At 64.4% G+C, this 20659-nt stretch carries 19 protein-coding genes; 9 read left to right on the top strand and 10 right to left on the bottom strand.

From position 1 onward, the window contains the following. The first annotated feature begins 364 nt into the window (after positions 1-364). From BLS41_RS29890 to BLS41_RS29880, 3 genes are read left to right on the top strand one after another with little or no spacing between them, the layout of a single operon-like run. Entirely contained in the window at positions 365-2383 is a 2019-nt protein-coding gene (locus BLS41_RS29890; protein WP_074771334.1) for a sigma-54-dependent Fis family transcriptional regulator, read from the top strand. Positions 2384-2436: 53 nt separating this feature from the next. Beyond that, positions 2437-3024 carry a flavoprotein gene (locus tag BLS41_RS29885; protein ID WP_171910387.1) on the top strand — a complete coding sequence of 196 codons (588 nt, stop codon included), beginning with the start codon at positions 2437-2439 and terminating at the stop codon, positions 3022-3024. Continuing rightward, on the top strand, positions 3003-4385 hold the full coding sequence (locus BLS41_RS29880; protein ID WP_074771332.1) for a DUF6513 domain-containing protein: 1383 nt from the start codon (positions 3003-3005) through the stop codon (positions 4383-4385). The genes BLS41_RS29885 and BLS41_RS29880 overlap by 22 nt, the downstream gene beginning before the upstream one ends. A 32-nt stretch (positions 4386-4417) precedes the next feature. Here BLS41_RS29880 and rpe read toward each other — a convergent pair whose 3' ends face one another. The 7 genes from rpe to BLS41_RS29845 form a co-directional block, all read right to left on the bottom strand. Next, the gene (rpe, locus tag BLS41_RS29875; protein ID WP_074771331.1) at positions 4418-5122 is read right to left on the bottom strand and encodes a ribulose-phosphate 3-epimerase; all 705 of its coding nucleotides are present in this window, start codon (positions 5120-5122) and stop codon (positions 4418-4420) included. A gap of 21 nt (positions 5123-5143) precedes the next feature. Continuing rightward, complete coding sequence (fba, locus tag BLS41_RS29870) at positions 5144-6181, bottom strand: class II fructose-bisphosphate aldolase (RefSeq protein WP_074771330.1); 1038 nt, start codon at positions 6179-6181, stop codon at positions 5144-5146. Between the two features lie 202 nt (positions 6182-6383). Then, positions 6384-7256 carry a phosphoribulokinase gene (locus BLS41_RS29865; protein WP_074771329.1) on the bottom strand — a complete coding sequence of 291 codons (873 nt, stop codon included), beginning with the start codon at positions 7254-7256 and terminating at the stop codon, positions 6384-6386. A gap of 49 nt (positions 7257-7305) precedes the next feature. Next, positions 7306-8418 (bottom strand): class 1 fructose-bisphosphatase, encoded by a 1113-nt coding sequence (locus BLS41_RS29860; RefSeq protein ID WP_074771328.1) that lies wholly within the window; start codon positions 8416-8418, stop codon positions 7306-7308. A gap of 26 nt (positions 8419-8444) precedes the next feature. Beyond that, entirely contained in the window at positions 8445-9413 is a 969-nt protein-coding gene (gene cbbX, locus BLS41_RS29855) for a CbbX protein (RefSeq protein ID WP_074771327.1), read from the bottom strand. Between the two features lie 82 nt (positions 9414-9495). Beyond that, positions 9496-9924: a ribulose bisphosphate carboxylase small subunit gene (locus tag BLS41_RS29850; protein WP_074771326.1), complete on the bottom strand. Its 429-nt coding sequence runs from the start codon at positions 9922-9924 to the stop codon at positions 9496-9498. Positions 9925-9978: 54 nt separating this feature from the next. Further along, on the bottom strand, positions 9979-11478 hold the full coding sequence (locus BLS41_RS29845) for a form I ribulose bisphosphate carboxylase large subunit (protein ID WP_074771325.1): 1500 nt from the start codon (positions 11476-11478) through the stop codon (positions 9979-9981). A 234-nt stretch (positions 11479-11712) separates the two neighbouring features. Here BLS41_RS29845 and pqqA point away from each other — a divergent pair, with 234 nt between their 5' ends. From pqqA to BLS41_RS29830, 3 genes are all read left to right on the top strand, one after another. Continuing rightward, on the top strand, positions 11713-12024 hold the full coding sequence (pqqA, locus tag BLS41_RS40170) for a pyrroloquinoline quinone precursor peptide PqqA (protein WP_366487155.1): 312 nt from the start codon (positions 11713-11715) through the stop codon (positions 12022-12024). Between the two features lie 106 nt (positions 12025-12130). Continuing rightward, complete coding sequence (locus BLS41_RS29835; RefSeq protein WP_074771323.1) at positions 12131-12733, top strand: DUF447 domain-containing protein; 603 nt, start codon at positions 12131-12133, stop codon at positions 12731-12733. An 18-nt stretch (positions 12734-12751) separates the two neighbouring features. Beyond that, a complete protein-coding gene (locus BLS41_RS29830) occupies positions 12752-13501 on the top strand; it encodes a (5-formylfuran-3-yl)methyl phosphate synthase (RefSeq protein WP_074771322.1) in 750 nt (249 codons plus the stop codon). A 68-nt stretch (positions 13502-13569) separates the two neighbouring features. Here the strand turns inward: BLS41_RS29830 and BLS41_RS29825 are convergent, their stop codons facing one another. The 3 genes from BLS41_RS29825 to BLS41_RS29815 all read right to left on the bottom strand — a co-directional run bounded on the left by BLS41_RS29825 (position 13570) and on the right by BLS41_RS29815 (position 16516). Continuing rightward, positions 13570-14160: an amino acid kinase family protein gene (locus tag BLS41_RS29825; RefSeq protein WP_074771321.1), complete on the bottom strand. Its 591-nt coding sequence runs from the start codon at positions 14158-14160 to the stop codon at positions 13570-13572. Between the two features lie 188 nt (positions 14161-14348). Further along, positions 14349-15458 carry a hydantoinase/oxoprolinase family protein gene (locus BLS41_RS29820; RefSeq protein WP_074771320.1) on the bottom strand — a complete coding sequence of 370 codons (1110 nt, stop codon included), beginning with the start codon at positions 15456-15458 and terminating at the stop codon, positions 14349-14351. After that, the gene (locus BLS41_RS29815) at positions 15455-16516 is read right to left on the bottom strand and encodes an ATP-grasp domain-containing protein (RefSeq protein ID WP_074771319.1); all 1062 of its coding nucleotides are present in this window, start codon (positions 16514-16516) and stop codon (positions 15455-15457) included. Before BLS41_RS29815 ends, BLS41_RS29820 begins: the two co-directional genes overlap by 4 nt. Before the next feature lie 14 nt (positions 16517-16530). Here BLS41_RS29815 and BLS41_RS29810 point away from each other — a divergent pair, with 14 nt between their 5' ends. The 3 genes from BLS41_RS29810 to BLS41_RS29800 all read left to right on the top strand — a co-directional run bounded on the left by BLS41_RS29810 (position 16531) and on the right by BLS41_RS29800 (position 20659). Then, positions 16531-17277 carry a HisA/HisF-related TIM barrel protein gene (locus tag BLS41_RS29810; RefSeq protein WP_074771318.1) on the top strand — a complete coding sequence of 249 codons (747 nt, stop codon included), beginning with the start codon at positions 16531-16533 and terminating at the stop codon, positions 17275-17277. Positions 17278-17549: 272 nt separating this feature from the next. Further along, positions 17550-18968, top strand: a complete 1419-nt coding sequence (locus BLS41_RS29805) for a molybdopterin-binding domain-containing protein (protein WP_074771317.1) — start codon at positions 17550-17552, stop codon at positions 18966-18968. Further along, positions 18965-20659, top strand: a complete 1695-nt coding sequence (locus BLS41_RS29800; RefSeq protein ID WP_074771316.1) for a formylmethanofuran dehydrogenase subunit A — start codon at positions 18965-18967, stop codon at positions 20657-20659. The genes BLS41_RS29805 and BLS41_RS29800 overlap by 4 nt, the downstream gene beginning before the upstream one ends.

Below are 20659 nucleotides of genomic sequence, written 5' to 3'. Positions count from 1 at the left end.
GGGTTAATACTGTTTTTCCGAATTGACCGACTGCGATGAAACTGCGCACCTTTTCACGGCACACAGTGTGCCAATCCTGCAACAGGCTGGTTCAATCAGGTTCGCTAACGAAACAGCTCATTAGCAAAAGCAAATATCGGGCACAGTGGGTCGCGATAATGCGACTTCCTGTTGAACCAAACCGACATCGGGCGTAAAGTTTTAATGAAATTTTAAACAGCCGCCTGAGAGAGGCCGGTCGCGTGGGCGATGCGAACATACGAATTGCGAATATATTCGCAGCGCCTGGGGAATACAGGATTGATAAAGCAGCATGCGTGGCTTCCTGTAAGAAGCCCGAAATGCGGCAACGGAGACAAACCCCATGTCGTTGATCGCTGACAGCAATACGCATGTCCGAGAGGTGTTCAACGTGGTCAATCATCAATTGACCACGCGCCCGACGAGCGCACCCGTCGCCCAATCCTGGACGCGCTGTATTAACGAATTTCAGCTCGATCCATCCCGCTTCGTCGTTCCTCCTGTCCTCACGCAGTACGAACTAAACGCGCGACGCGAAGCGCTTGGCGACCTGATCGCCTGTTCGAAGCTGGAGATGACGACGCTCTACCAGCAACTGGCCGATCCCGAACTCGCGGTCGTGCTGGTCGATGCAGGCGGCGCGATCGTGCATCAGGTGTCGTCGGTGCCATTTGCCGAGGCCGTCGCCGACGACGGCTTTCGAGTAGGCGCAGTCTGGAGCGAACGCGAAGCCGGCACTAACGGCATGGGCACATGCCTCGCCGAGCGCGACTGCATTGCCGTCTGTCAGCACGAGCACTTCTATCCGCGCTATACGTCGCTTACCTGCTCCGCCGCGCCGATCTTCGACGACAGTGGCGAAATAGCCGGCGTGCTCGACGTCACCAGCCGCTCGAAGCTGCTGCAACAGCATTCGCTGGTACTCGTCGGCATGTCGCGGCAGATGATCGAGAACCGGCTGCTGGATGCGCGTTATCGCAACGCAAACATGATCCACTTCCACAGCCGCCCGGAATTCGTCGGCACGCTGCACGGTGGCAAGCTCGCGGTCGCCGACGACAGCACGGTGCTTGCCGCCAATCGCAGCGCGCTGTTTCAGTTGGGTTTCCGCTCGCTCAGCGAATTGCGCGGTCGCCGCATCGACGAAGCATTCAACGCGACGCTCGAGGACATGATCGCGCGCAGCATTCGCGGCTCGTTCCATCCGGTCACGGTGTATAGCGCCAACGCGACGAACCGCTTCTTTCTGGTCGCGCAGACGCCGCAGAACAGCAGCGGCCGCGTGATGCGCAGCAGCGCGCCCGAAAAACGTCCACCCGCGCCGAAGCTCGACGAGATCGCGCACCTCGAATTCGGCGATCCGCGTATGGCCTCGCAAATCCAGCTCGGCGCACGCGTGATCCAGCGCAAGATTCCAGTCGTGCTCCGGGGCCAGACCGGCACCGGCAAGGAAGTATTCGCGCAGGCGCTGCACAGCATCAGCCCGCATCGGGGCGGACCTTTCGTGCCGGTCAACTGCGCGTCACTGCCTGAGAATCTGATCGAGAGCGAACTGTTCGGCTATCGCGCCGGTGCTTTTACCGGCGCGCAACGCGAAGGCCGGCGCGGCAAGATCGTGCAGGCCAACGGCGGCACACTGTTTCTCGACGAAATCGGCGACATGCCGCTGGTTTTGCAGGCGCGTCTGTTGCGCGTGATCGAAGAACAGGAGGTCACGCCGCTCGGCGCCGAAACGACCGTCAAGGTCGACTTCCAGCTGATCAGCGCGAGCCATCGAAATCTGCTCGAACTGGTGCAGAGCGGGCAATTCCGCGAGGATCTGTATTACCGGCTCAAAGGGGTCGAACTGAACCTTCCTGCACTACGCGACCGGCTCGACAAGCTGCCGCTCATCCATCATCTGCTCGCGAACGAAACCGACGATCCGCCCGAACTGACACCGCAGGCGGAACATGCGTTGCTGACGTACGCGTGGCCGGGCAACATCCGGCAGCTACGGCACGTTCTGCAAATGGCGATCGCGTTGTCGGACGGTCAGCCGATCCGCTGCGAAGACCTGCCGCCCGAAATCACACAGCGCGCGTCGGCGCTCGACATGCCGACCGCGCTCGGCCTCGCCACCGCCGACATGGACGCGCATCTCGCCGACGACGCCGACATTTCGGCGCTCAATGCGATCCAGCTGAACGAGCGCGAAACGGTGCTGTCGCTGCTCGACGAGCATCGCTGGAATGTCAGCAATGTCGCGAAGGCGCTCGGCATTAGCCGCAATACGCTGTACAGGAAAATGCGCCGGCTGCATATCCGGCTATCGCACGAAGGCTCGCCGTCCGACGGAATGCCGCTCGATCTCGACGCATGAGCGCCCCGTCCAGCAACAAGTCCAGTGATGAACCGGCTTGCGAGAACGCACCCATGCCCACGCGCGATCTCTCTGATTTCAGGGAAGACGCGCGCTTTGCGTGGTGTGTGACCGGTTCCGGTCATCAGCTCGAAGAATCGATTGCGCTCGCGCTGCAATTGCCGCGCGTCGACCTGTTTCTGTCGGCGGCTGCCGAAGAGGTGTTGCCGCTGTACGGTTGGCCGATCGAGCGTCTGCGCGATAAATTCCGCGTACTGCGCGATAACAGCGCGAGCGGCGTGCCGGTCGGCATGCTCTATAACGGCATCTATCACACCGTCGTGATCGCGCCCGCGACCAGCAATACGGTCGCCAAATGCGCATTCGGCATCTCCGACACGCTGCCGACCAACATGTACGCGCAAGCCGGCAAGCAGTGCATTCCGGGCATCGTCTTTGCATGCGACACCGAGCCGACCGTGATCACGGCGAGCCCCAAAGAATGGGTCGAACTGCGTCCACGGTCGATCGAACTCGACAACGTAGAACGCCTGTCGCGCTTCGAATATACGACGCTCGTGCGCTCGCTCGACGAACTCAGGGCGGCGCTCGATCAACGTCTGTCGGCACTCGATCTTGCATGGACCACATCCTCTTCCTGACCGGGCGGCTCGCCGAACCGAGCCTCCTGCGCGTGCTCGACGGCATGGCGCCGACGCCATTCAGCTGGGAAGTTCGCGAAATCGGCCTGCAGGTAGCCGCGTTGATGACAGCCGAGATGATCCTGCGCCGCGTGCCGGCGCCGTTGAACGCGCAACGCGTGATCGTGCCGGGCCGTTGCCGCGGCGAACTCGAACAGCTTTCCGCGCACTACGGCGTGCCGTTCGAACGCGGTCCCGATGAGGTGAAGGATCTACCGCAATATTTCGGACGCAAGGCGAAGCCGTTCGATCTGAGCCGCTACGAGACGGAGATTTTCGCTGAGATTGTCGATGCGCCAAGGCTCGATCTCGACGGCATCGCGCAACGGGCGCGCGATTACGCCGCGCAGGGCGCCGATGTAATCGACCTCGGCTGTCTGCCGGAAACGCCGTTTCCGCATCTCGAAGACGCGGTGCGGCGGCTGAAGGCCGAAGGTTATCGGGTGAGCGTCGATTCGATGCGCAGCGACGAACTTGTGCGGGGCGGCCGCGCGGGCGCCGACTATCTGATGAGCCTGAGCCTCGACACGCTATGGATCGCGGACGAAGTGCCGTCCACGCCGATCGTCGTCGCACGCGAGCCGGCCGACCCCGCTTCGCTCGACACCGCGATCGAACAGCTCGCTGCGCGCGGCCGCACGTTTCTCGCCGATCCGATTCTCGATCCGATCCCATTCGGGCTGGCAGCGTCGATCGCGCGCTATGTGCGTTTGCGCGAGCGCTATCCCGATCTGGCGATCATGATGGGAATCGGCAACGTCACCGAGTTGACCGAGGCCGACACCAGCGGTATCAACGCGGTGCTGCTGGGCATGGCCGCCGAGTTGCGGATTGCAGCGGTGCTGACCACGTCGATGAGCCTGCATGCACGGCGCGCGCTGCGCGAGGCCGACGTCGCGCGTCGCGTGATGCATGCTGCGCGCGAAGCCCAGATGCTACCCAAAGGCATCAGCGACGATCTCGCAACGGTCCACGCGAAGCGCCCGTTTCCGTACAGTCCCGATGAAATCGACGAATTTGCGCGCGGCGTGCGCGATCCGAATTTCCGCGTGCAGATCAGCACGGACGGCATCCACGTCTACAACCGCGACGGTCACCGGCGCGCGGACGATCCGTTCGCGCTCTTTCCGCAACTCAATCTCGACGCCGACGGCGCGCACGCTTTTTATATGGGCGTGCAACTTGCGCGCGCGGAAATCGCGTGGCGGCTCGGCAAGCGCTTCGATCAGGATCAGCCGCTCGATTGGGGCTGCGCACTCGATCGGCCCGAAGAAAACCTGTCTGCCTGGTGCGCGCCCGGCGAGACGCTGAAAAAGCGCTGACGCGGGTCGACGGGCTCGCACGCGGCGCGTCGTCAGCCGAGCGCCGCGCCTTCGATTTCGACGACGGTGTCCAGTTCCGCGCGCAGCCTCGCGACCGCCTGCTTGCGATCGGCCGCGCCGAACACCGCCGAACCCGCGACGAATACATCGGCGCCCGCTTCGGCGATCCGCGCGATATTCGCCGCATTCACGCCTCCATCGACTTCGATCAGCAGCGTCCGGCCGGTGCGCTGCATCGTCGTATCGACCCGCCCGCGCAACAGTCGCAGCTTGTCCAGCGTTTGACCGATGAAGGCCTGACCGCCGAAGCCCGGATTGACCGACATCAGCACGACCAGGTCGAGCATCTCGATGACGTGATCGAGCACCGCGAGCGGCGTCGAAGGATTCAGTGCGAGCCCGGCGCGCAAACCGTGCGAGCGGATCAACTCGATCGTACGATGCACATGCAGCGACGCCTCAGGATGAAAGCTGACCGAATTCGCCCCGGCCTCGGCGAATGCTGCGACCAGCGGATCGACCGGCATCGTCATCAGATGCACGTCGAACGGCATCGTCGAATACGGCCGGATCGCCGAGCACACCAGCGGGCCGACCGTGAGGTTAGGCACGTAGTGGTGATCCATCACGTCGAAGTGCAGCCAGTCGGCGCCGGCCGCGCTCACGTCGCGGACTTCGTCGGCGAGACGGGCGAAATCCGCCGACAGCAGCGACGGCGCAATCAGAAATTCGCGCATCACGTTCTCCTTCGTGGCGGCTCAGTGGTAGCGGTGCGCCATCGCGTCGAGCGGCAGCGGCTTGATGCGGGCCGCCTGGCCCGCGCAGCCGAACGCCTCGAAACGCTCGACGCAGATCGTGCTCGCGGCGGCCGTCGCGGCTTTCAACGCAGCGCGCGGATCGAACTCGGAGCGCGCGTTCGCCAGCGACTTGCGCATCGCGCCGCTCATCGCGAGCCGGATGTCCGTGTCGATATTGACCTTGCGCACGCCGTGTGCAATACCTCGGCGGATTTCATCGACCGGCACGCCGTAGGTGGTCGGAATCTCGCCGCCGTATTCGCGGATCACCGCGAGCCATTCCTGCGGCACCGACGACGAACCGTGCATCACAAGATGCGCATTCGGCACCCGTCGATGGATATCGACGATGCGGTCGATTGCCAGAATGTCGCCGGTCGGCTCACGGCTGAACTTATACGCGCCGTGCGATGTGCCGATCGCGATGGCGAGTGCATCGACGCCGGTCGCATCGACGAAGCGCAGCGCTTCGTCAGGGTCCGTGAGCAGATCGTCGCGCGCGAGCTTGCCCTGCGCGCCGACACCGTCCTCGTCGCCGGCCGTGCCCGTTTCGAGCGAGCCCAGACAACCGAGTTCGCCCTCGACCGACACGCCCACCGCATGCGCGGCCTCGACCACGCGGCGGCTCACGTCGACGTTGTAGTCGTAGGCGGCAGGCGTTTTCTGATCCGGCAGCAATGACCCGTCCATCATCACGGACGTGAAACCCGACCGAATCGCCTGCTGACAGACGGCGGGACTCGCGCCGTGATCCTGATGCAGCACGAGCGGAATGTCGGGATGCGCTTCGAGCGCAGCCAGCACCAGATGACGCAGATACGGCTCACCCGCATACTTGCGCGCGCCCGCCGACGCCTGAAGGATCACGGGGCTGCCGGTCGCTTCGGCGGCCTGCATGATCGCGTGAATCTGCTCCATGTTGTTGACGTTGAACGCCGGCACGCCGTAGTCGTGTTCGGCTGCGTGGTCCAGCAACTGCCGCAGGGTGATGAAGGCCATGACTGACTCCTCGAAATGAAAATCTGTTTCGGCGTGCAGCGCCCGTCGATCCGGTCGCGGCCGTAGCGTTGATAGCGGCGTTGCAGGACCGCCCACGCGGCGTCCACTAACGCAAGCGTGTGCCGATCGACATGTCTGGAGGCGCGGCGTGTGCGTCGAACACGGCGCGCGTTGACAAGACATTTGCCGCGCTATCCGCGAATTACGCGCGCGAACGCCGGTCGATCAGTTGAAGAATCATCGGCGTGAAAATCAGCTGCATCGCGAGCCCCATCTTGCCGCCCGGCACGACGATCACATTCGGGCGCGACATGAACGAGTCGTGCAGCATCGTCAGCAGATACTGGAAGTCGATACCCTTCGGCCGTGCGAAACGGATCACGACGAAACTCTCGTCGGGCTGCGGAATCTCGCGGGCGGTGAACGGATTGGACGTGTCTACGGTCGGCACCCGCTGGAAATTCACGTGCGTGCGCGAGAACTGCGGGCAGATGTAGTTCACGTAGTCGGGCATGCGCCGCAGAATCGTGTCGACCACCGCTTCGTGCGAATAGCCGCGCATGTTCTGATCGCGGTGCAGCTTCTGAATCCATTCGAGATTGATGATCGGCACCACGCCGATCAGCAGATCCGCATGCTGCGCAATGTCCACCTTGTCGGTCACGGCCGCGCCATGCAGTCCTTCGTAGAACATCAGGTCGGTGCCGGGCGCGACCTCTTCCCACGGTGTGAAGGTGCCGCCGTCCTGCTTGTAGTGCTGCGACTCGGCGGCGTCGTGTACGTAGTGCCGCAATTGACCGGTGCCGCTTTCGGCGTAACGCGTGAACAGCGTTTCGAGTTCATCGAGCAGATTCGCCTCCGGTCCGAAGTGGCTGAAATTCGGCGCGCCTTCGCGTTCGTGCTCCTTCATCGCCGCGCGCATGCCGTTGCGGTCGTAGCGATGAAACGCATCGCCTTCGACGATCTGCGCGTTGATGTGCTCGCGCCTGAAAATATGCGTGAAGCTTTTCATCACGGTGGTGGTGCCCGCGCCGCTAGAGCCCGTCACCGCGATGATCGGATGTTTGACTGACATGCGCTGTCTCCCGGGTCGTGTCCGTCGTTATCTGCGTATTGGTTCACCCTTACGCGGCGAAATCCGGCAGGAACAGCGAGCGCGGGCTGAACAGCGGCGACGAGAACGGCTTGTCCTCGCCACGATCGTATTCGCCGTGATAGCGCGCGATGCGCTCGACTTCGTTCTTCGAGCCGAGAATCACCGGCACCCGCCCATGCAACGCATGCGGACGTACATCGAGAATGCGCTCGCGCCCGGTGATCGACAGGCCGCCCGCCTGTTCGACCAGAAAGCTCATCGGGTTCGCTTCGTACAGAAGGCGCAGGCGCCCTTCCATCGCCGGAGTTTTCGAATCGCGCGGATACATGAACACGCCGCCGCGCATCAGGATGCGATGCACTTCGGCGACCATCGACGCGATCCAGCGCATATTGAAGTCGCGCGCGCGACAACCGCTACGGCCGTCCTTGCATTCCTGAACGTAACGGCGCACGGGCGGCTCCCAGAAGCGTTCGTTCGACGCATTGATCGCGAACTCGACCGTGTCCTCGGGAATGCAGATGTTCGAATGCGTGAGCACGAAGTTGCCGATGTCGCGCTCCAGCGTGAAGCCATGCGTGCCGTTGCCGACCGACAGCACGAGCATCGTCGACGGTCCATACACCGCGTAGCCGGCCGCGACCTGCTCACTGCCCGGCCGCAGAAAATTCGCTTCCCGTACCTCAGCCGTCGTATCGCGGGCGGCGCCGCTTACGCGCATCACCGAGAAAATCGAACCCACCACGCCATTGATGTCGATATTCGACGAACCGTCGAGCGGGTCGAACGCGAGCAGATAGTCGCCGCGCGGATAGCCCGGCGGAATCGCGTACACGTCCGCCATTTCCTCGGACACCATCGCCGCGAGCAGGCCGTCCCACTCGCATTGCTGCACGAAGATTTCGTTGGTCGCGACGTCGAGCTTCTTCTGCTCCTCGCCATGCGTATTGACGGTTTGTGCCGACCCGTAATGGCCGCCCAGGGAGCCCTTAGTCAGCATCGCGGAAATCGACTTGATTGCGGCCGCTACGTCGATCAGTAACGCGGATAGCCCTGCTGTTTCCGCGCAACCCTCGGGCGACGGCTGACGGTCGAGTGTGTCGATCAGGAACTTCGAGAGTGTCGTGCGTCCGTCCTGCATGGCGTGTCTCCTCAAGGTGAATTGATTCAGATTGCGGGCGCCGCATGCAAGCACGATGCCGGGCCGCCGGGCGGTGGCTCGTCGAACACGCGGCTCGCACGCACGTCGGCGGCGTCGATCAGCGTGAGCGCGGCGGCATCGATCGGTGCGGCACCGCGCAACGCAGCCACGAACAAACGATTCGCCTGACGCAGCCGCGCTCGATCGAGCGCGTTGCGCACCGAGCGCGCATTGGCGAAATTCGGCTGACGGATACGCCGCGCCAGGTACTCGGCAAACGCATGCCGCGCAGTCGCGTCGAAGCGGTAGTGCAGCGTGCCGAGCATTTTCTCGGCGATGTCGAGCAGTTCCGTTTCAGCGTAGTCGGGAAAGGTGATGTGATGCGCGATGCGCGAACGAAAACCGGGATTGCTCTCGAAGAACACGTCCATTCGCGACGCGTAGCCGGCCAGAATCACCACCAGATCGTCGCGCTGGTTCTCCATGGTCTGCAGCAGGATTTCGATCGCTTCCTGCCCGTAATCGCGCTCGTTTTCCGGGCGATACAGGTAGTACGCTTCGTCGATGAATAGCACGCCGCCCATCGCACGCTTCAACACGTCGCGCGTTTTCGGCGCCGTATGACCGATGTATTGTCCGACCAGATCGTCGCGCGTCACCGACACGAGATGATTGCGGCGGATATAGCCAAGCCGGTGCAGCACCTCGGCCATGCGCAGCGCGACGGTCGTTTTGCCGGTGCCGGGGTTGCCCGAGAAGCACATGTGCAGCGTCGGCGCGCCGCCGGCGAGGCCCAGCGAATCGCGGGCGCGCTCGACAAGCAGATGGGCGGCCACTTCGCGAATGCGTGTCTTGACCGGCGCGAGTCCGATCAGGTCGCGATCGAGTTCGGCCAGCACGTCGCCGATGCCGGAATCGCGATAAAGCGCCGCGAGGTCGACCTGCGGCATCGGGGCCGCGGTCTTTGTCGCTTCATTTACCGCTGCATTCGTCATTGCACTCGTCGGTACGATCGGCTCCGCTACGACAGCGTCGTCTCTCATGATTCCTCCTCGCTGCGGTCTGCCGCGTTGCGCGTCAGCGCACCGGCTCGTAGCGCTCGCCCGCCGGGCGCTCGCTCGCATAACTCGACAGGCTGTAGCGCTGTACACGCCCTTGCGCGTCCTGTCGCGTGAGACGGAAGCCCGGCTCCGCATCTGGCCGGTTCACGATAAACGACAGCCGCATCGTCTCGAAGGTGCGCACCGAGTCGAATGCGTTGACCTTGATGTAGTGCTGCGGCCGCGCTGCGCGGCATGCCCGGACTTCCTGCAGGACGCCGGCCGCATCGTGCAGGTCGAACATCGGCAGGCCCCACATTTCCCAATACGTATTGCGCGGATGCGGGTCGTCGGTGAATTCGACCGAACACGCCCAGCCCTGGCGCAGCGCGTAATCGATCTGCAAGCCGATTTCCTCGTCGGTCAGGTCGGGCAGGAAAGAGAACGTTCCTTGTGTAATGCGCATGACTAACCTCGTTGAGTAATAGCGATCGGCGGTCTGCGATCCGTAACAGGTCGCTCAGGCCGCCGTCGGCGTGGCGGCGAAATCCGGCGTATCGGTCGATGCATAGTTGAAGGTCACGTCGCGCCACGTATCGAGCGCCTGCTTGAGCGGCGTGCACCAGCGCGACGCGGCTTCGAGCACGTCCGGGCCTTCGTGCAGAATGTCGCGGCCTTCGTTGCGCGCCTTCACCATCGCTTCGAGCGCGACGCGGTTGGCGACCGCGCCCGCCTGAATGCCGGCAGGATGGCCGATCGTGCCGCCGCCGAACTGCAGGATCGCGTCGTCGCCGAACAGATCGAGCAACTGATGCATCTGTCCCGCGTGGATGCCGCCCGAAGCGACCGGCATCACCTTGCGCAGGCTGGCCCACGGCTGGTCGAAGAACAGTCCGCGCGACAGGTCCACCGCGTTGTGCGCTTCGCGGCACACGTTGTAATAACCCTGCACCGTCATCGGATCGCCTTCGAGCTTGCCGACCGCCGTGCCCGCATGCGCGTGATCGACGCCGGCCATGCGCAGCCACTTCGCGATCACGCGAAACGAGATGCCGTGATTGCGTTGCCGCGTATAGGTGCCGTGTCCGGCGCGATGCAGGTGCAGGATCATGTCGTTCCTGCGCGCCCAGCGCGACATCGACTGGATCGCGGTCCAGCCGATCACGAGATCGATCATCACGATGCACGAGCCGAGTTCTTTCGCGAATTCGGCGCGCTCGTACATGTCTTCCATCGTGCCGGCCGTGACGTTCAGATAGTGCCCCTTGAGCTCGCCGGTTTCGGCCTGCGCGCGGTTCACCGCATCCATCGCGAACAGATAGCGGTCGCGCCAGTGCATGAACGGCTGCGAATTGATGTTCTCGTCGTCCTTCAGGAAATCGAGTCCGCCGCGCAAACCTTCGTAGACCACCCGCCCGTAGTTCTTGCCCGACAGGCCCAGCTTCGGCTTGACCGTCGCGCCGAGCAGCGGCCGCCCATACTTGTCGAGCCGCTCGCGCTCCACAACGATGCCGGTCGGCGGTCCCTGAAAGGTCTTCAGGTAAGCCACCGGTATGCGCATGTCTTCGAGACGCAGCGCCTTCAACGGCTTGAAACCGAACACGTTGCCAATGATCGACGCGGTCAGGTTCGCGACCGAGCCTTCCTCGAACAGATCGAGGTCGTAGGCAATGTAAGCGAAGAACTGCGGCTCGTCGGAACGCGAAGCCGGCACCGGGTCGACGCGATACGCTTTCGCTCGATACATGTCGCAGGCAGTCAGACGGTCGGTCCATACGACCGTCCACGTCGCCGTCGACGATTCGCCCGCCACGGCCGCCGCCGCTTCCTCGGGATCGACGCCAGGCTGCGGCGTGATGCGAAACAGCGCGATGATGTCGGTCTCCTTCGGTTCGTAATCCGGTTGCCAGTAACCCATCTCGCGATATTTCATGACACCTGCCGCGTACCGTTCGCGCGGCGTGCGCGGCGTGGGCACACTGCGGTCGGGCTCGATTACCGGTTGACTGAAATCGTTCATGACGTGTCCTCGAATGTGGCAAGCGCGTGGCCGGAAGAACGAAGCGCTTGAGTTGCACTGTAGGCACGCTCGTCGCTATTGAAAATTCACGATTTTATTTGGCAGACTTAACCGATCCATTATCGATTGCATATCGCGAAGCGGATTTTCAGCAGCGCACGGAAAACCGGCGCAGAATATCCGACGAGGCGATACGAACCTGGCGTGACAACGTTGCGGGCGTTCCGCAGCGCGATGGAACACTTTGCTTCGTTTTCGCCACACCGCGCGGCATGCCATGTTGAATGGCTCGCGCAGGTGTCGCGCTGGCGCAATTCGGCGGATGCTGTATTGATCGGCTGCAGTTGCGCTGGCTCACCCGTGCGTTGCAACCGACAGGCATGGAGCTTGCGTCATGCCGGTTGCCGTCAAGGCCGGGCCTGTCGTTCGGCTTGCGGCGCAACGCTGTTTCAACTCATGGAGGAAGCACGTATGCAATGGACCACTCCGAGCTATGTCGATGTGCGTCTCGGTTTTGAAATCGTGATGTATGTCGCTACGCGTTAAGCCCGCTAGAAGGGCCGCGCGTTGCGGCCCATTTCGCGGTTGGTTGATCTTTTCAGTACGTTAATCGGCCGGCCTGTCGGCGCTGTCAGGACACACGTTCCCATCCATGATCCACGAAACGATCGTCACCACGGCAGCGTGCGATGGCCGTCCTCATATCGCCCCCATGGGGGCGCGTTTCGAGGATGATCTCATCATCCTCGCACCGTTCCGTCCGTCCACGACGCTCGACAATATCGTCGCGTCGCGTGCGGCGGTCCTGAATTTCACCACCGACGTGCGCGTGTTCGCGGGTTGCGTGACGCACTGCGCGACCGACTGGCCCACGGTCGCCGCGAGCCACGTGACAAGCGTGCGTCTCGCGCAATCGCTCGCGCACGCCGAACTCGAACTCGATCAATTCCAGGACGACGCCGAACGTCCGGTGCTGCGCATGAAATGCGTCCATCGCGAAAATCACGCTCCGTTCGGCGGTTTCAACCGCGCGCAGGCTGCCGTGGTCGAAGGCGCGATTCTCGTCAGCCGGCTCTTCATGCTGCCGGCCGACAAGGTCGATCGCGAGATGGCCTATCTGCAGATCGCAATCGACAAAACCGCCGGCGAGCACGAACGCGTTGCATGGAACTGGCTCGTTGCCGCAGTCGCGCGGCATCGCGCGGAGCAGTCCTCATCCGATGGTCATGCCGCGACAGCCGCTGTCCATCACTAGCCTTTTCGGAGATCCCCGATGACCGCATTGCTTGCGAGCGTCCGCTCGGACGACGAGGCATTCGACGCCGCTCGCGCGGGCGCCGAACTGATCGACCTGAAAGAGCCGAACGAGGGCGCGCTCGGCGGCCTCGCGATCGGTGACATCGCGCACATCGCGCGGCAGTTGCGCGCGCGCTATCCGGTCAAGCCGATCAGCGCAACGATTGGCGACCTGCCCGCCGATGCATTCGACGAGATCGCGTCGCGTGTGATCGAAGTCAGCGACGCGGGTGTCGACTACGTGAAGGTCGGCGTGGCGCGCGGTCCGTCGGCGCGGCGTTGCATCGAGCAGCTGGCGAACCTGCCTGCCGCCGTCGTGCCGGTGCTGCTCTGCGACGGTGGCATGGACGACGAACTCGTCACGCATACCGCTGCGCTTGGCTTCATCGGCGTGATGTTCGATACGGCCGGCAAGGACGGCAGCACGCTGTTCGATCACGCCGACGTCGACACGCTGGCCCGCTGGCTGCGGCTGACCCGTGCGCGCGGCGCGATGGTCGGCATCGCCGGTGCGCTTGGCTGGGCACAACTGGAACAGATTCGCACGCTCGCGCCCGATATCGCCGGATTTCGCACCGCGTTGTGCGCCGACGGGCGCCGCTCGCGACTCGATCCGCAGCGCGTCGCGCAATGGGCAAGCGCGTTGCATGAGCCCAGCGTAGGATCGAGGACCGGTGGCAGCGCCATCCCGTTGCAGGACGGCGCGGACGCATTGCGCCGTCATTAGGCACACACGCGGCAAACACGCGGCAAAATACGACGCCGCGTCAATCCAATCCGGGCTGTGTTAACGCATCACGTGACCGGACTGTTGAGCAGCCGGTCGCGCATCAACGCGACACTGTTCTTGTCCAGCAGTTCGACCACGTAGTTGGCGTCTTTCACGTAATCGACAAAACGACAGTCGACCACCCCCGCAGCGGCCAGTGTTTCGAGCCGATCGTCGGCGGCGATCGGACAGGATTTCACGACGATCAGACGCTCCGCGTTGAGCATCGTCGAGAGCCACGCAGCGAGGCTGTCGGAGGTCGTGTCCCAGTTACTCATTGCGTCGGGCGTATCGCGCATCAGCGCAGTCGGTACCCACACCGCTACATGGCCGTCCCGCAACGTGCGGCGTATCTTCGCCTCGCTCGACGCGAGCACGAGCTCCGGCACGACGCCCTGCATCAGCAGCGCGTATTGGGTCATTGCCAGCAGACACATGTTGTGCGCGGCGAGGTCGTCGAAACGCCATTCGCTTTGATATTGCCGCACCTTGTCCGCGAAATCGCCGCCGCCCGGCACGATGACCACCCGCCCTCCTCCAACTTCACCCAGTTCGGTGAGCCAGTGGCGCAGCGTCGACTCGTGACTGAGACTGCCTCCGATCTTGACCACCCACATGACGGTTATCCTCGCTTCGAGTTGTATGCCGTGTGCCAGTGTGTTCCATTACCGCACGCGTCGGCGCGTCGCCCGGTCGTTGCGGCTGCGCCCGGTGATAACGCGTGGCGCGCGCCTGTCGATAAACGACCCGGCGCACCGCCGTTTTCAATCGCCGCGTCACCTCATGTGTCACCTCATGTGTCACCTCATGCCCCGCTCGACGCGATGCGCTGCGCGCCCAACGCAAGCAACCCCACCGCCACGCTCGGCGCGCAGGTCGCAGCCCACCCGGAACACTCGCCGGACGCGTCCGCCAGCGCGCCGAAGTCGAGATAGCCGCGTGCCTCGTCACGCGCGAGCGCGGCGGCCAGAAAGCGCCCACAGCCGGCGCCGATGAGCGGTGCGGCGGCCAGTTCCGGGCGGCCCGCGACGACCCGCGCGAGATTCATGCCGATCTCCCGCAATTGCAGCGCGCGCCAGCGCTGCGCAAAGCAGCGCCATTCGGTCGCGCTCGCTTCGTGCGCGTCGCGGCCGATCATCCGCGCGAGCCGCGCGCAACTGGCCGCTTCGGTTTTCGGCCCCTGATCGGCACTTGGATGCGCGTCGAAGAGAGGATCGAGTTCGCCGGTCAGGCGGTAAACATCCGCGCTGGTCGCGAACCATTCGTTCATCACGTTGACCGTGACACCGGCGAACTCGATCCGATGTGCAATGCCGCACAACGGCGTGCGCACGACGCCTTGATAGACGAGTTCGCCGTTCGCGAGACGGCCTGCGTCGGTCGCGGCTCGCGCGACCACGCGGTGGTCGACGATCGGAACGAGGTCGGTCGTCGTGCTGCCGATATCGACGAGCACCGCATTCGGCACGCGCGTGGCGACCCAGCGCGCGGTGGCGAGCCAGTTCGCGGAGGCGACCGAGCGCCAGTCGGCAGCGCAGGACTCGGCTGCCAGCCAGCCGGCGTCGCCCGCGTAAAACGCAAGACGGGCGTCGAGCCACGCGTCGGACTGCGCATCGAGACAGCCAGCCAGCGTCGCCACGATCGCGCGCACGCCTGCGGCGCGATCGGCGAACAGATCGACCATTTCGCCGGTCATCGTCACTGCGTGACGCGCGTGCGTATCGCGCGCCTGCGGCCAGCGTTCGATGACGCGCCCGATGGTGCGCTCGAGATGATCGAGCCCCTGCCACAGCGGACATGCCCATTGCGCGACATCGAGCACGGTGCCGCCCTGATCAACCATCGACACCTTCACATGCGCGCCGCCGACGTCCCAGCCGAACACGCGCGCGCCAGTTGCATGCGGCGCGCTCAAGACTGCGCTCCGAGCGTCGACTGAGGCGGTTTCACGAGCGTCATCCTCGCAGGCGGAGTGATCTGCACGCCATGCGCCGTCAGTAGCGCGCGCGCAAGCTGGCCGCCGCGTGCGGCCGCGAGGGCGGCGTACGCGACCGTCACGCGTGGATTCACCTCGATCACCACCGGGCCACGCTGCGGATGCCACACCACGTCGATACCGACAAAACCGCGCAACCCAGGCAACGCCAGCGCAATACGCAGCGCGAGCGCACTGAGCGTGCGCCCCTGGTCGCTAAAGCGGTCGATCTGATCGACCAGCACGCCGTCGAATTCGACGATGTGCGGCTCTTGCGACGTTTCATCTGCGCGACTCAAGCCGATCTGCTGACGATTGATGCTGATCACTTCGGCATGCCGTTCGCGGCACAGCAGCGACAGGCTCAGCGGCTCGCCGTCGACCCATGCCTGCAGCACCGGATTGCGCGCTGCGGCCGCGCGCGTTTCGTATTCGGCACATGCATCGGCGAGATGATCGAACACGAAGGTGTCGAGGCCGCCCGCGCCGTCGTCGGGCTTGACGACCCAGCGGCGGCCAGCGGTTTCGTCGGCCTGATCTGCCCCGCCAGGTTCCAGCGCGGGCGTCGTCGCAATGCCGCTCGCGGCAAGACACGCGGCCGTCGCGCTCTTGCTCGACGCGACGCGGATCGCTTCCTTGGCGCAACCGAGCCAGCGCGCCGCGCCAACCGCGTCGTACAGCCGCAGCAATAGCCCGTCGCATTCCGGCGCGATGATCCACGCGTAATCGTGGGCGCGCGCCTCGCGCGCGACGAAGGCCGTCATCGATTCGCCGGGCGTGGCCCTACAATGACGCTGCCCAAGCTCGGGCGTTTCGAAGCGCGATGTCGCGAACGTCACCTCTACGCCGTCCAGTTTGCGCAGATCGGCCAGCAGCGCATCGCGCATCACGCGGCCTTCGACGATCAGCGCGCTCAGGTCGGCAAGCTTGCCTTCGCCCGCGAGCGCAGGATCGATGCCGCCGCCGGTGAGATACTCGTAGACAAAGATCTTGGTCAAAGGAACGCGCCCCCATGCAGGTGATACCGGTTCTCGATCTGCTCGACGGCCACGTGGTGCGCGCGGTGCGCGGCGAGCGAACGGCCTATCGGCCCATCCAGTCGCGTCTCGCCGCGGGCAGCGAACCGCTTGTCATCGCTCGCGCGCTGCTCGCCGCCAGCGGCGCGCGCACGCTCTACATCGCCGACCTCGGCGCAATCCTGCAGCGCGGCGCACATGTGCACGCGCTCGCCGCGTTGCGTACCGCGCTGCCGGGCGTCGACATCTGGCTCGACGCCGGCTACACGGATTACGCGTCGATGCGCGCGCTGTTCGACCACATCGACACTCTCATCCCTGGCGACGCCCATCCCGCTCGTCCCTCGCTTGCGCGACTCGTGCCGGTCTTCGGCTCCGAATCGCTCCGTGATATTCACGCCCTTCAGATTGCACAAGCCGCCGGGCTCGCGCCGATCCTGTCGCTCGATCATCGCGGCGGCGCGCTGCTGGCCGCCACATCGCTCGACAACGGTTCGGCGTGGTGGCCCTCGCGCGTCATCGTGATGACGCTCGATCAGGTCGGCAGCTACGCAGGTCCCGATCTCGCCAGCGTCGGGCGCGTCCGCGACAGCGCACCTGCGCACACCACGGTGATCGGCGCGGGCGGTATCCGTCATCGTGCGGATCTCGATACTGCGGCCAACACCGGCGCGAGCGCGTGGCTCGTCGCGTCCGCGTTGCACGATGTGCAGATGGACATCACGCCCACCGCGTCGCGCTAGCACTGCCATACAATTTCCATGCCATTCGGCGCGCGTGCCGTATAGGCAAATGAAAGACAGGCGGGCCACATCCGCCGATGCCCGCGCGTGACACTCTGCTCCAGTCGCGAACACAACCTGTCCGACGTTTCAACACCGGCCGGGTCCTTGCAGCGCGCAGGAATCGTCACGCAGCAATCCCGATTCCGCTGAAAACAAAGCAGCACGACCGTTCAGGCGATGCCGCGTGGGCGCGGGATTTAAATCGGCATGGAGCTTGCTAAAAATGCGCCATGCCCCTTTTGTCCAACGATCCGTCCACGTCCCGCACCAGCGCATCGAGCGCATCGAGCGCACGCGCGCCGGTAGATAAGCGCGACTGGATCTGTCCGTTCTGCCCTCTGCTGTGCGATGACGTCGTCGTCGAATCGCGCGACGACGGCATGCTCGACGCTCCCGATACCGAATGCCCTCGTCTGTCGGCTGGACTCGCGCAGTACGGCGCGCATGACGCAAAGAGCGAAGCCTTCGTCGACGGCCAGGCAAGCGCGTTCGACACCGCGTTGACACACGCCGCGACACTGCTCGCGAACGCACGCCGTCCGCTTTTTGGCGGACTCGCCACCGATGTCGCCGGCACTCGTGCGCTATATCCGCTTGCGGCAGCGTGCGGCGCGATGCTCGATCATCTGCATGGCGACGCGCTGGGCGCGGCGACGCTCGCGCTGCAGGATCGCGGTGCGTTCTTCACCACGCTCTCCGAAATACGCTCGCGCGCGGACCTGCTGGTGTTCTTCGGATGCGAGCCGTCGCAGCGCTATCCGCGCTTTTTCACGCGGATATTGGCGGGCACGGAATTCGAGCGCGAACTGATCTTCGTCGGCAGTGGCGTCGATCCGGCAAGCGCGGGTTTTGCCCAGTGCCGCACGGGGTCGCTGCTGCCGCAAGCCGATCCATTCGACGTGCTCGCGATGTGGTCCGCCGTCGCCGAAGGCCGCACCGCCGATGCGCTGCATCGCGATGGCGACACCGTCGCCGGACAGATGGCCGCGACGCTTGAGACGCTGCACGCGCGCATTGCCGCCGCGCGCTACACAGTGCTCGTCTACGAACCCGCCGCGTTGCCCGGCCCGCACGAGGCGCTGCTGATCGAAGCGCTGAACCGGATTGTCAAGACGATCAATCGCACGACACGCGCAGCCTGTCTCGCACTCGGCGGCGACGATGGTGCGTCGACAGTCAATCAGGCGCTGACCTGGCTCTCCGGCATGCCGCTGCGCACGCGCGTGTCGAAGCCCACGAGACTCGCCGGCAGCGCGCCGCTCGATCACGATCCGTATCGCTATCGCACGCACAAGCTGCTGGCCGCCCGCGAAACCGACGCGTTGCTATGGATCGCCAGTTTCGCGCCGCAACCGTGGCCGGCGGCCCTCGACCCCGGACTCGCGCTGATCGTGCTCGGCCATCCGGCTCTCGCCGACGCCGCGCGAACGCGCGGCGCAAATACCGTGTTTGTGCCGGTGGCGACGCCGGGCATCGACAGCGGCGGTCATCTGTTTCGCGTCGACGGTACGGTGGTGATGCGGCTGGTTGCCGCGCGCGGCGAAGGACTGCACGAGACATTGCAAACCGTCGCGTCGATCGCCGCACGGCTGACCACGCTCGTCAACCAGCAAATCGCTGCCGTTTGCGCTGCGCAGGAATGCCCATGAGCGTCGTCCGGCTAAAAGGGGGCACTGTCTACGACCCGGCCAACAACGTGAACGGCGAGCGTCGCGACATCGCGTTTCGCGATGGACGTATCGTCGAGTTGCCTGCCCATGCGCCCGCCGATCGCGAATACGACGCCACCGGCATGATTGTGATGGCGGGCGGCATCGATATGCATTCGCACATCGGCGGCGGCAAGACCAACCTGTCGCGGCTGCTGCTGCCCGAGGATCATCGCGACGATACCGCGCGTGAGTCCGCCTCTGAATCCGCGCAGGACGCCGCAGGCCGTTACTTGCGCCTGCCGTCGTGCGGCGTCTGCACGCCGGGCACGCTCGCGACCGGCTACCGCTACGCCGAAATGGGCTACACGGCCGCGTTCGAACCGGCGATGATGCCGTCCAACGCACGCCACACGCATCTGGAAATGGGCGACACGCCGATCATCGATCACGGTGCCTACGTCATGCTAGGCAACGACGAACTGTTCCTGCAGATGCTCGCCGCGCGCGACGATTTCGCGCGGCTGCGCGACTACATCGGCTGGACGATTCATGCGAGCAAGGCGCTCGGCGTCAAAGTGGTGAATCCGGGCGGCATTTCGGCATTCAAGTTCAACCAGCGCTCGCTCGATGTCGACGAAGCCCATGCGCACTACGGCGTCACGCCGCGCGACGTGCTGCATACGCTCACGCGTGCGCTCACCGAATTGCGTGTGCCGCATCCGCTGCATGTGCATGCGAGCAATCTCGGCGTGCCCGGCAATATCGATTCGACGATTGCGACGATGGATGCCGCCGACGGCCTGCCGATCCATCTCACGCATATCCAGTTTCACAGCTACGGCGTCGAAGGTCCGCACAAGTTTTCGTCGGGCGCGCAGCGTATTGCCGAAGCGGTGAACGCGCGGCCGAACGTGTCGATCGATGTCGGCCAGATCATTTTCGGACAGACCGTCACCGCATCGGGTGACACGATGATGCAGTTCCGCAACACACCGCTCGCGCGGCCGCACAAATGGGTGCTGGGCGACATCGAATGCGATGCGGGCTGCGGCGTGGTGCCGTTCCGCTATCGCGAACAGAGCTATGTGAACGCGCTGCAATGGATCATCGGGCTGGAGATTTTCCTGCTCGTCGACGACCCGTGGCGCGTCGCGATGACCACCGATCATCCGAACGGCGGACCGTTCACGAGCTACCCGCATCTGATCCGCCTGCTGATGGACAAGACGTTTCGCGATGAGCAACTCGCGAAGCTCCATCCGGACGCGCCGGTGGCGAGCGCGCTGCCGGACCTCAAGCGCGAGTTCTCGCTATACGACATCGCGATCATCACGCGCGCGGGGCCGGCGCGGCTGCTCGGGCTGCGCGATCGCGGACACCTCGGCGCGGGCGCGGCGGCGGACATCGCCGTCTACCGCGACGACGCCGATCGCGAGCGGATGTTCACGTCGCCCGCTTATGTGTTCAAGGACGGCGAACTGGTCGCGCGCGATGGCACGCTGGTCGCCGCGCCGACGGGCGGCATTCATTTCGTCGCGCCCGAATTCGACCGCAGCATCGAAAAGACGCTGCGCGCGTACAGCGAGACGAAACTCGCCACGCGCTTCGACCACGCGGCGATCAGCGACGACGAAGTCTGCGATTGCTGTCGCGGCGGCCGTCTGTTGCCGGTCGCGTGTCTCGCCTGA

The sequence above is a fragment of the Paraburkholderia fungorum genome (genome assembly GCF_900099835.1).
GTDB classification, from domain to species: domain Bacteria; phylum Pseudomonadota; class Gammaproteobacteria; order Burkholderiales; family Burkholderiaceae; genus Paraburkholderia; species Paraburkholderia fungorum_A.
The sequence above is the reverse complement of the archived record's forward strand: the minus strand, read 5'-3'. Positions and strand labels throughout refer to the sequence as shown.

Coding starts and splice junctions, on each gene's coding strand:
- rpe (WP_074771331.1), bottom strand. CDS start 5,122: ATGCGCGAATTTCTGATTGCGCCGTCGCTGCTGTCGGCGGATTTCGCC.
- BLS41_RS29800 (WP_074771316.1), top strand. CDS start 18,965: ATGAGCGTCGTCCGGCTAAAAGGGGGCACTGTCTACGACCCGGCCAAC.
- BLS41_RS29835 (WP_074771323.1), top strand. CDS start 12,131: ATGATCCACGAAACGATCGTCACCACGGCAGCGTGCGATGGCCGTCCT.
- pqqA (WP_366487155.1), top strand. CDS start 11,713: ATGGAACACTTTGCTTCGTTTTCGCCACACCGCGCGGCATGCCATGTT.
- BLS41_RS29805 (WP_074771317.1), top strand. CDS start 17,550: ATGCCCCTTTTGTCCAACGATCCGTCCACGTCCCGCACCAGCGCATCG.
- BLS41_RS29890 (WP_074771334.1), top strand. CDS start 365: ATGTCGTTGATCGCTGACAGCAATACGCATGTCCGAGAGGTGTTCAAC.
- BLS41_RS29845 (WP_074771325.1), bottom strand. CDS start 11,478: ATGAACGATTTCAGTCAACCGGTAATCGAGCCCGACCGCAGTGTGCCC.
- BLS41_RS29885 (WP_171910387.1), top strand. CDS start 2,437: ATGCCCACGCGCGATCTCTCTGATTTCAGGGAAGACGCGCGCTTTGCG.
- BLS41_RS29860 (WP_074771328.1), bottom strand. CDS start 8,418: ATGCAGGACGGACGCACGACACTCTCGAAGTTCCTGATCGACACACTC.
- fba (WP_074771330.1), bottom strand. CDS start 6,181: ATGGCCTTCATCACCCTGCGGCAGTTGCTGGACCACGCAGCCGAACAC.
- BLS41_RS29865 (WP_074771329.1), bottom strand. CDS start 7,256: ATGTCAGTCAAACATCCGATCATCGCGGTGACGGGCTCTAGCGGCGCG.
- BLS41_RS29830 (WP_074771322.1), top strand. CDS start 12,752: ATGACCGCATTGCTTGCGAGCGTCCGCTCGGACGACGAGGCATTCGAC.
- BLS41_RS29825 (WP_074771321.1), bottom strand. CDS start 14,160: ATGTGGGTGGTCAAGATCGGAGGCAGTCTCAGTCACGAGTCGACGCTG.
- BLS41_RS29810 (WP_074771318.1), top strand. CDS start 16,531: ATGCAGGTGATACCGGTTCTCGATCTGCTCGACGGCCACGTGGTGCGC.
- BLS41_RS29850 (WP_074771326.1), bottom strand. CDS start 9,924: ATGCGCATTACACAAGGAACGTTCTCTTTCCTGCCCGACCTGACCGAC.
- BLS41_RS29880 (WP_074771332.1), top strand. CDS start 3,003: ATGGACCACATCCTCTTCCTGACCGGGCGGCTCGCCGAACCGAGCCTC.
- cbbX (WP_074771327.1), bottom strand. CDS start 9,413: ATGACGAATGCAGCGGTAAATGAAGCGACAAAGACCGCGGCCCCGATG.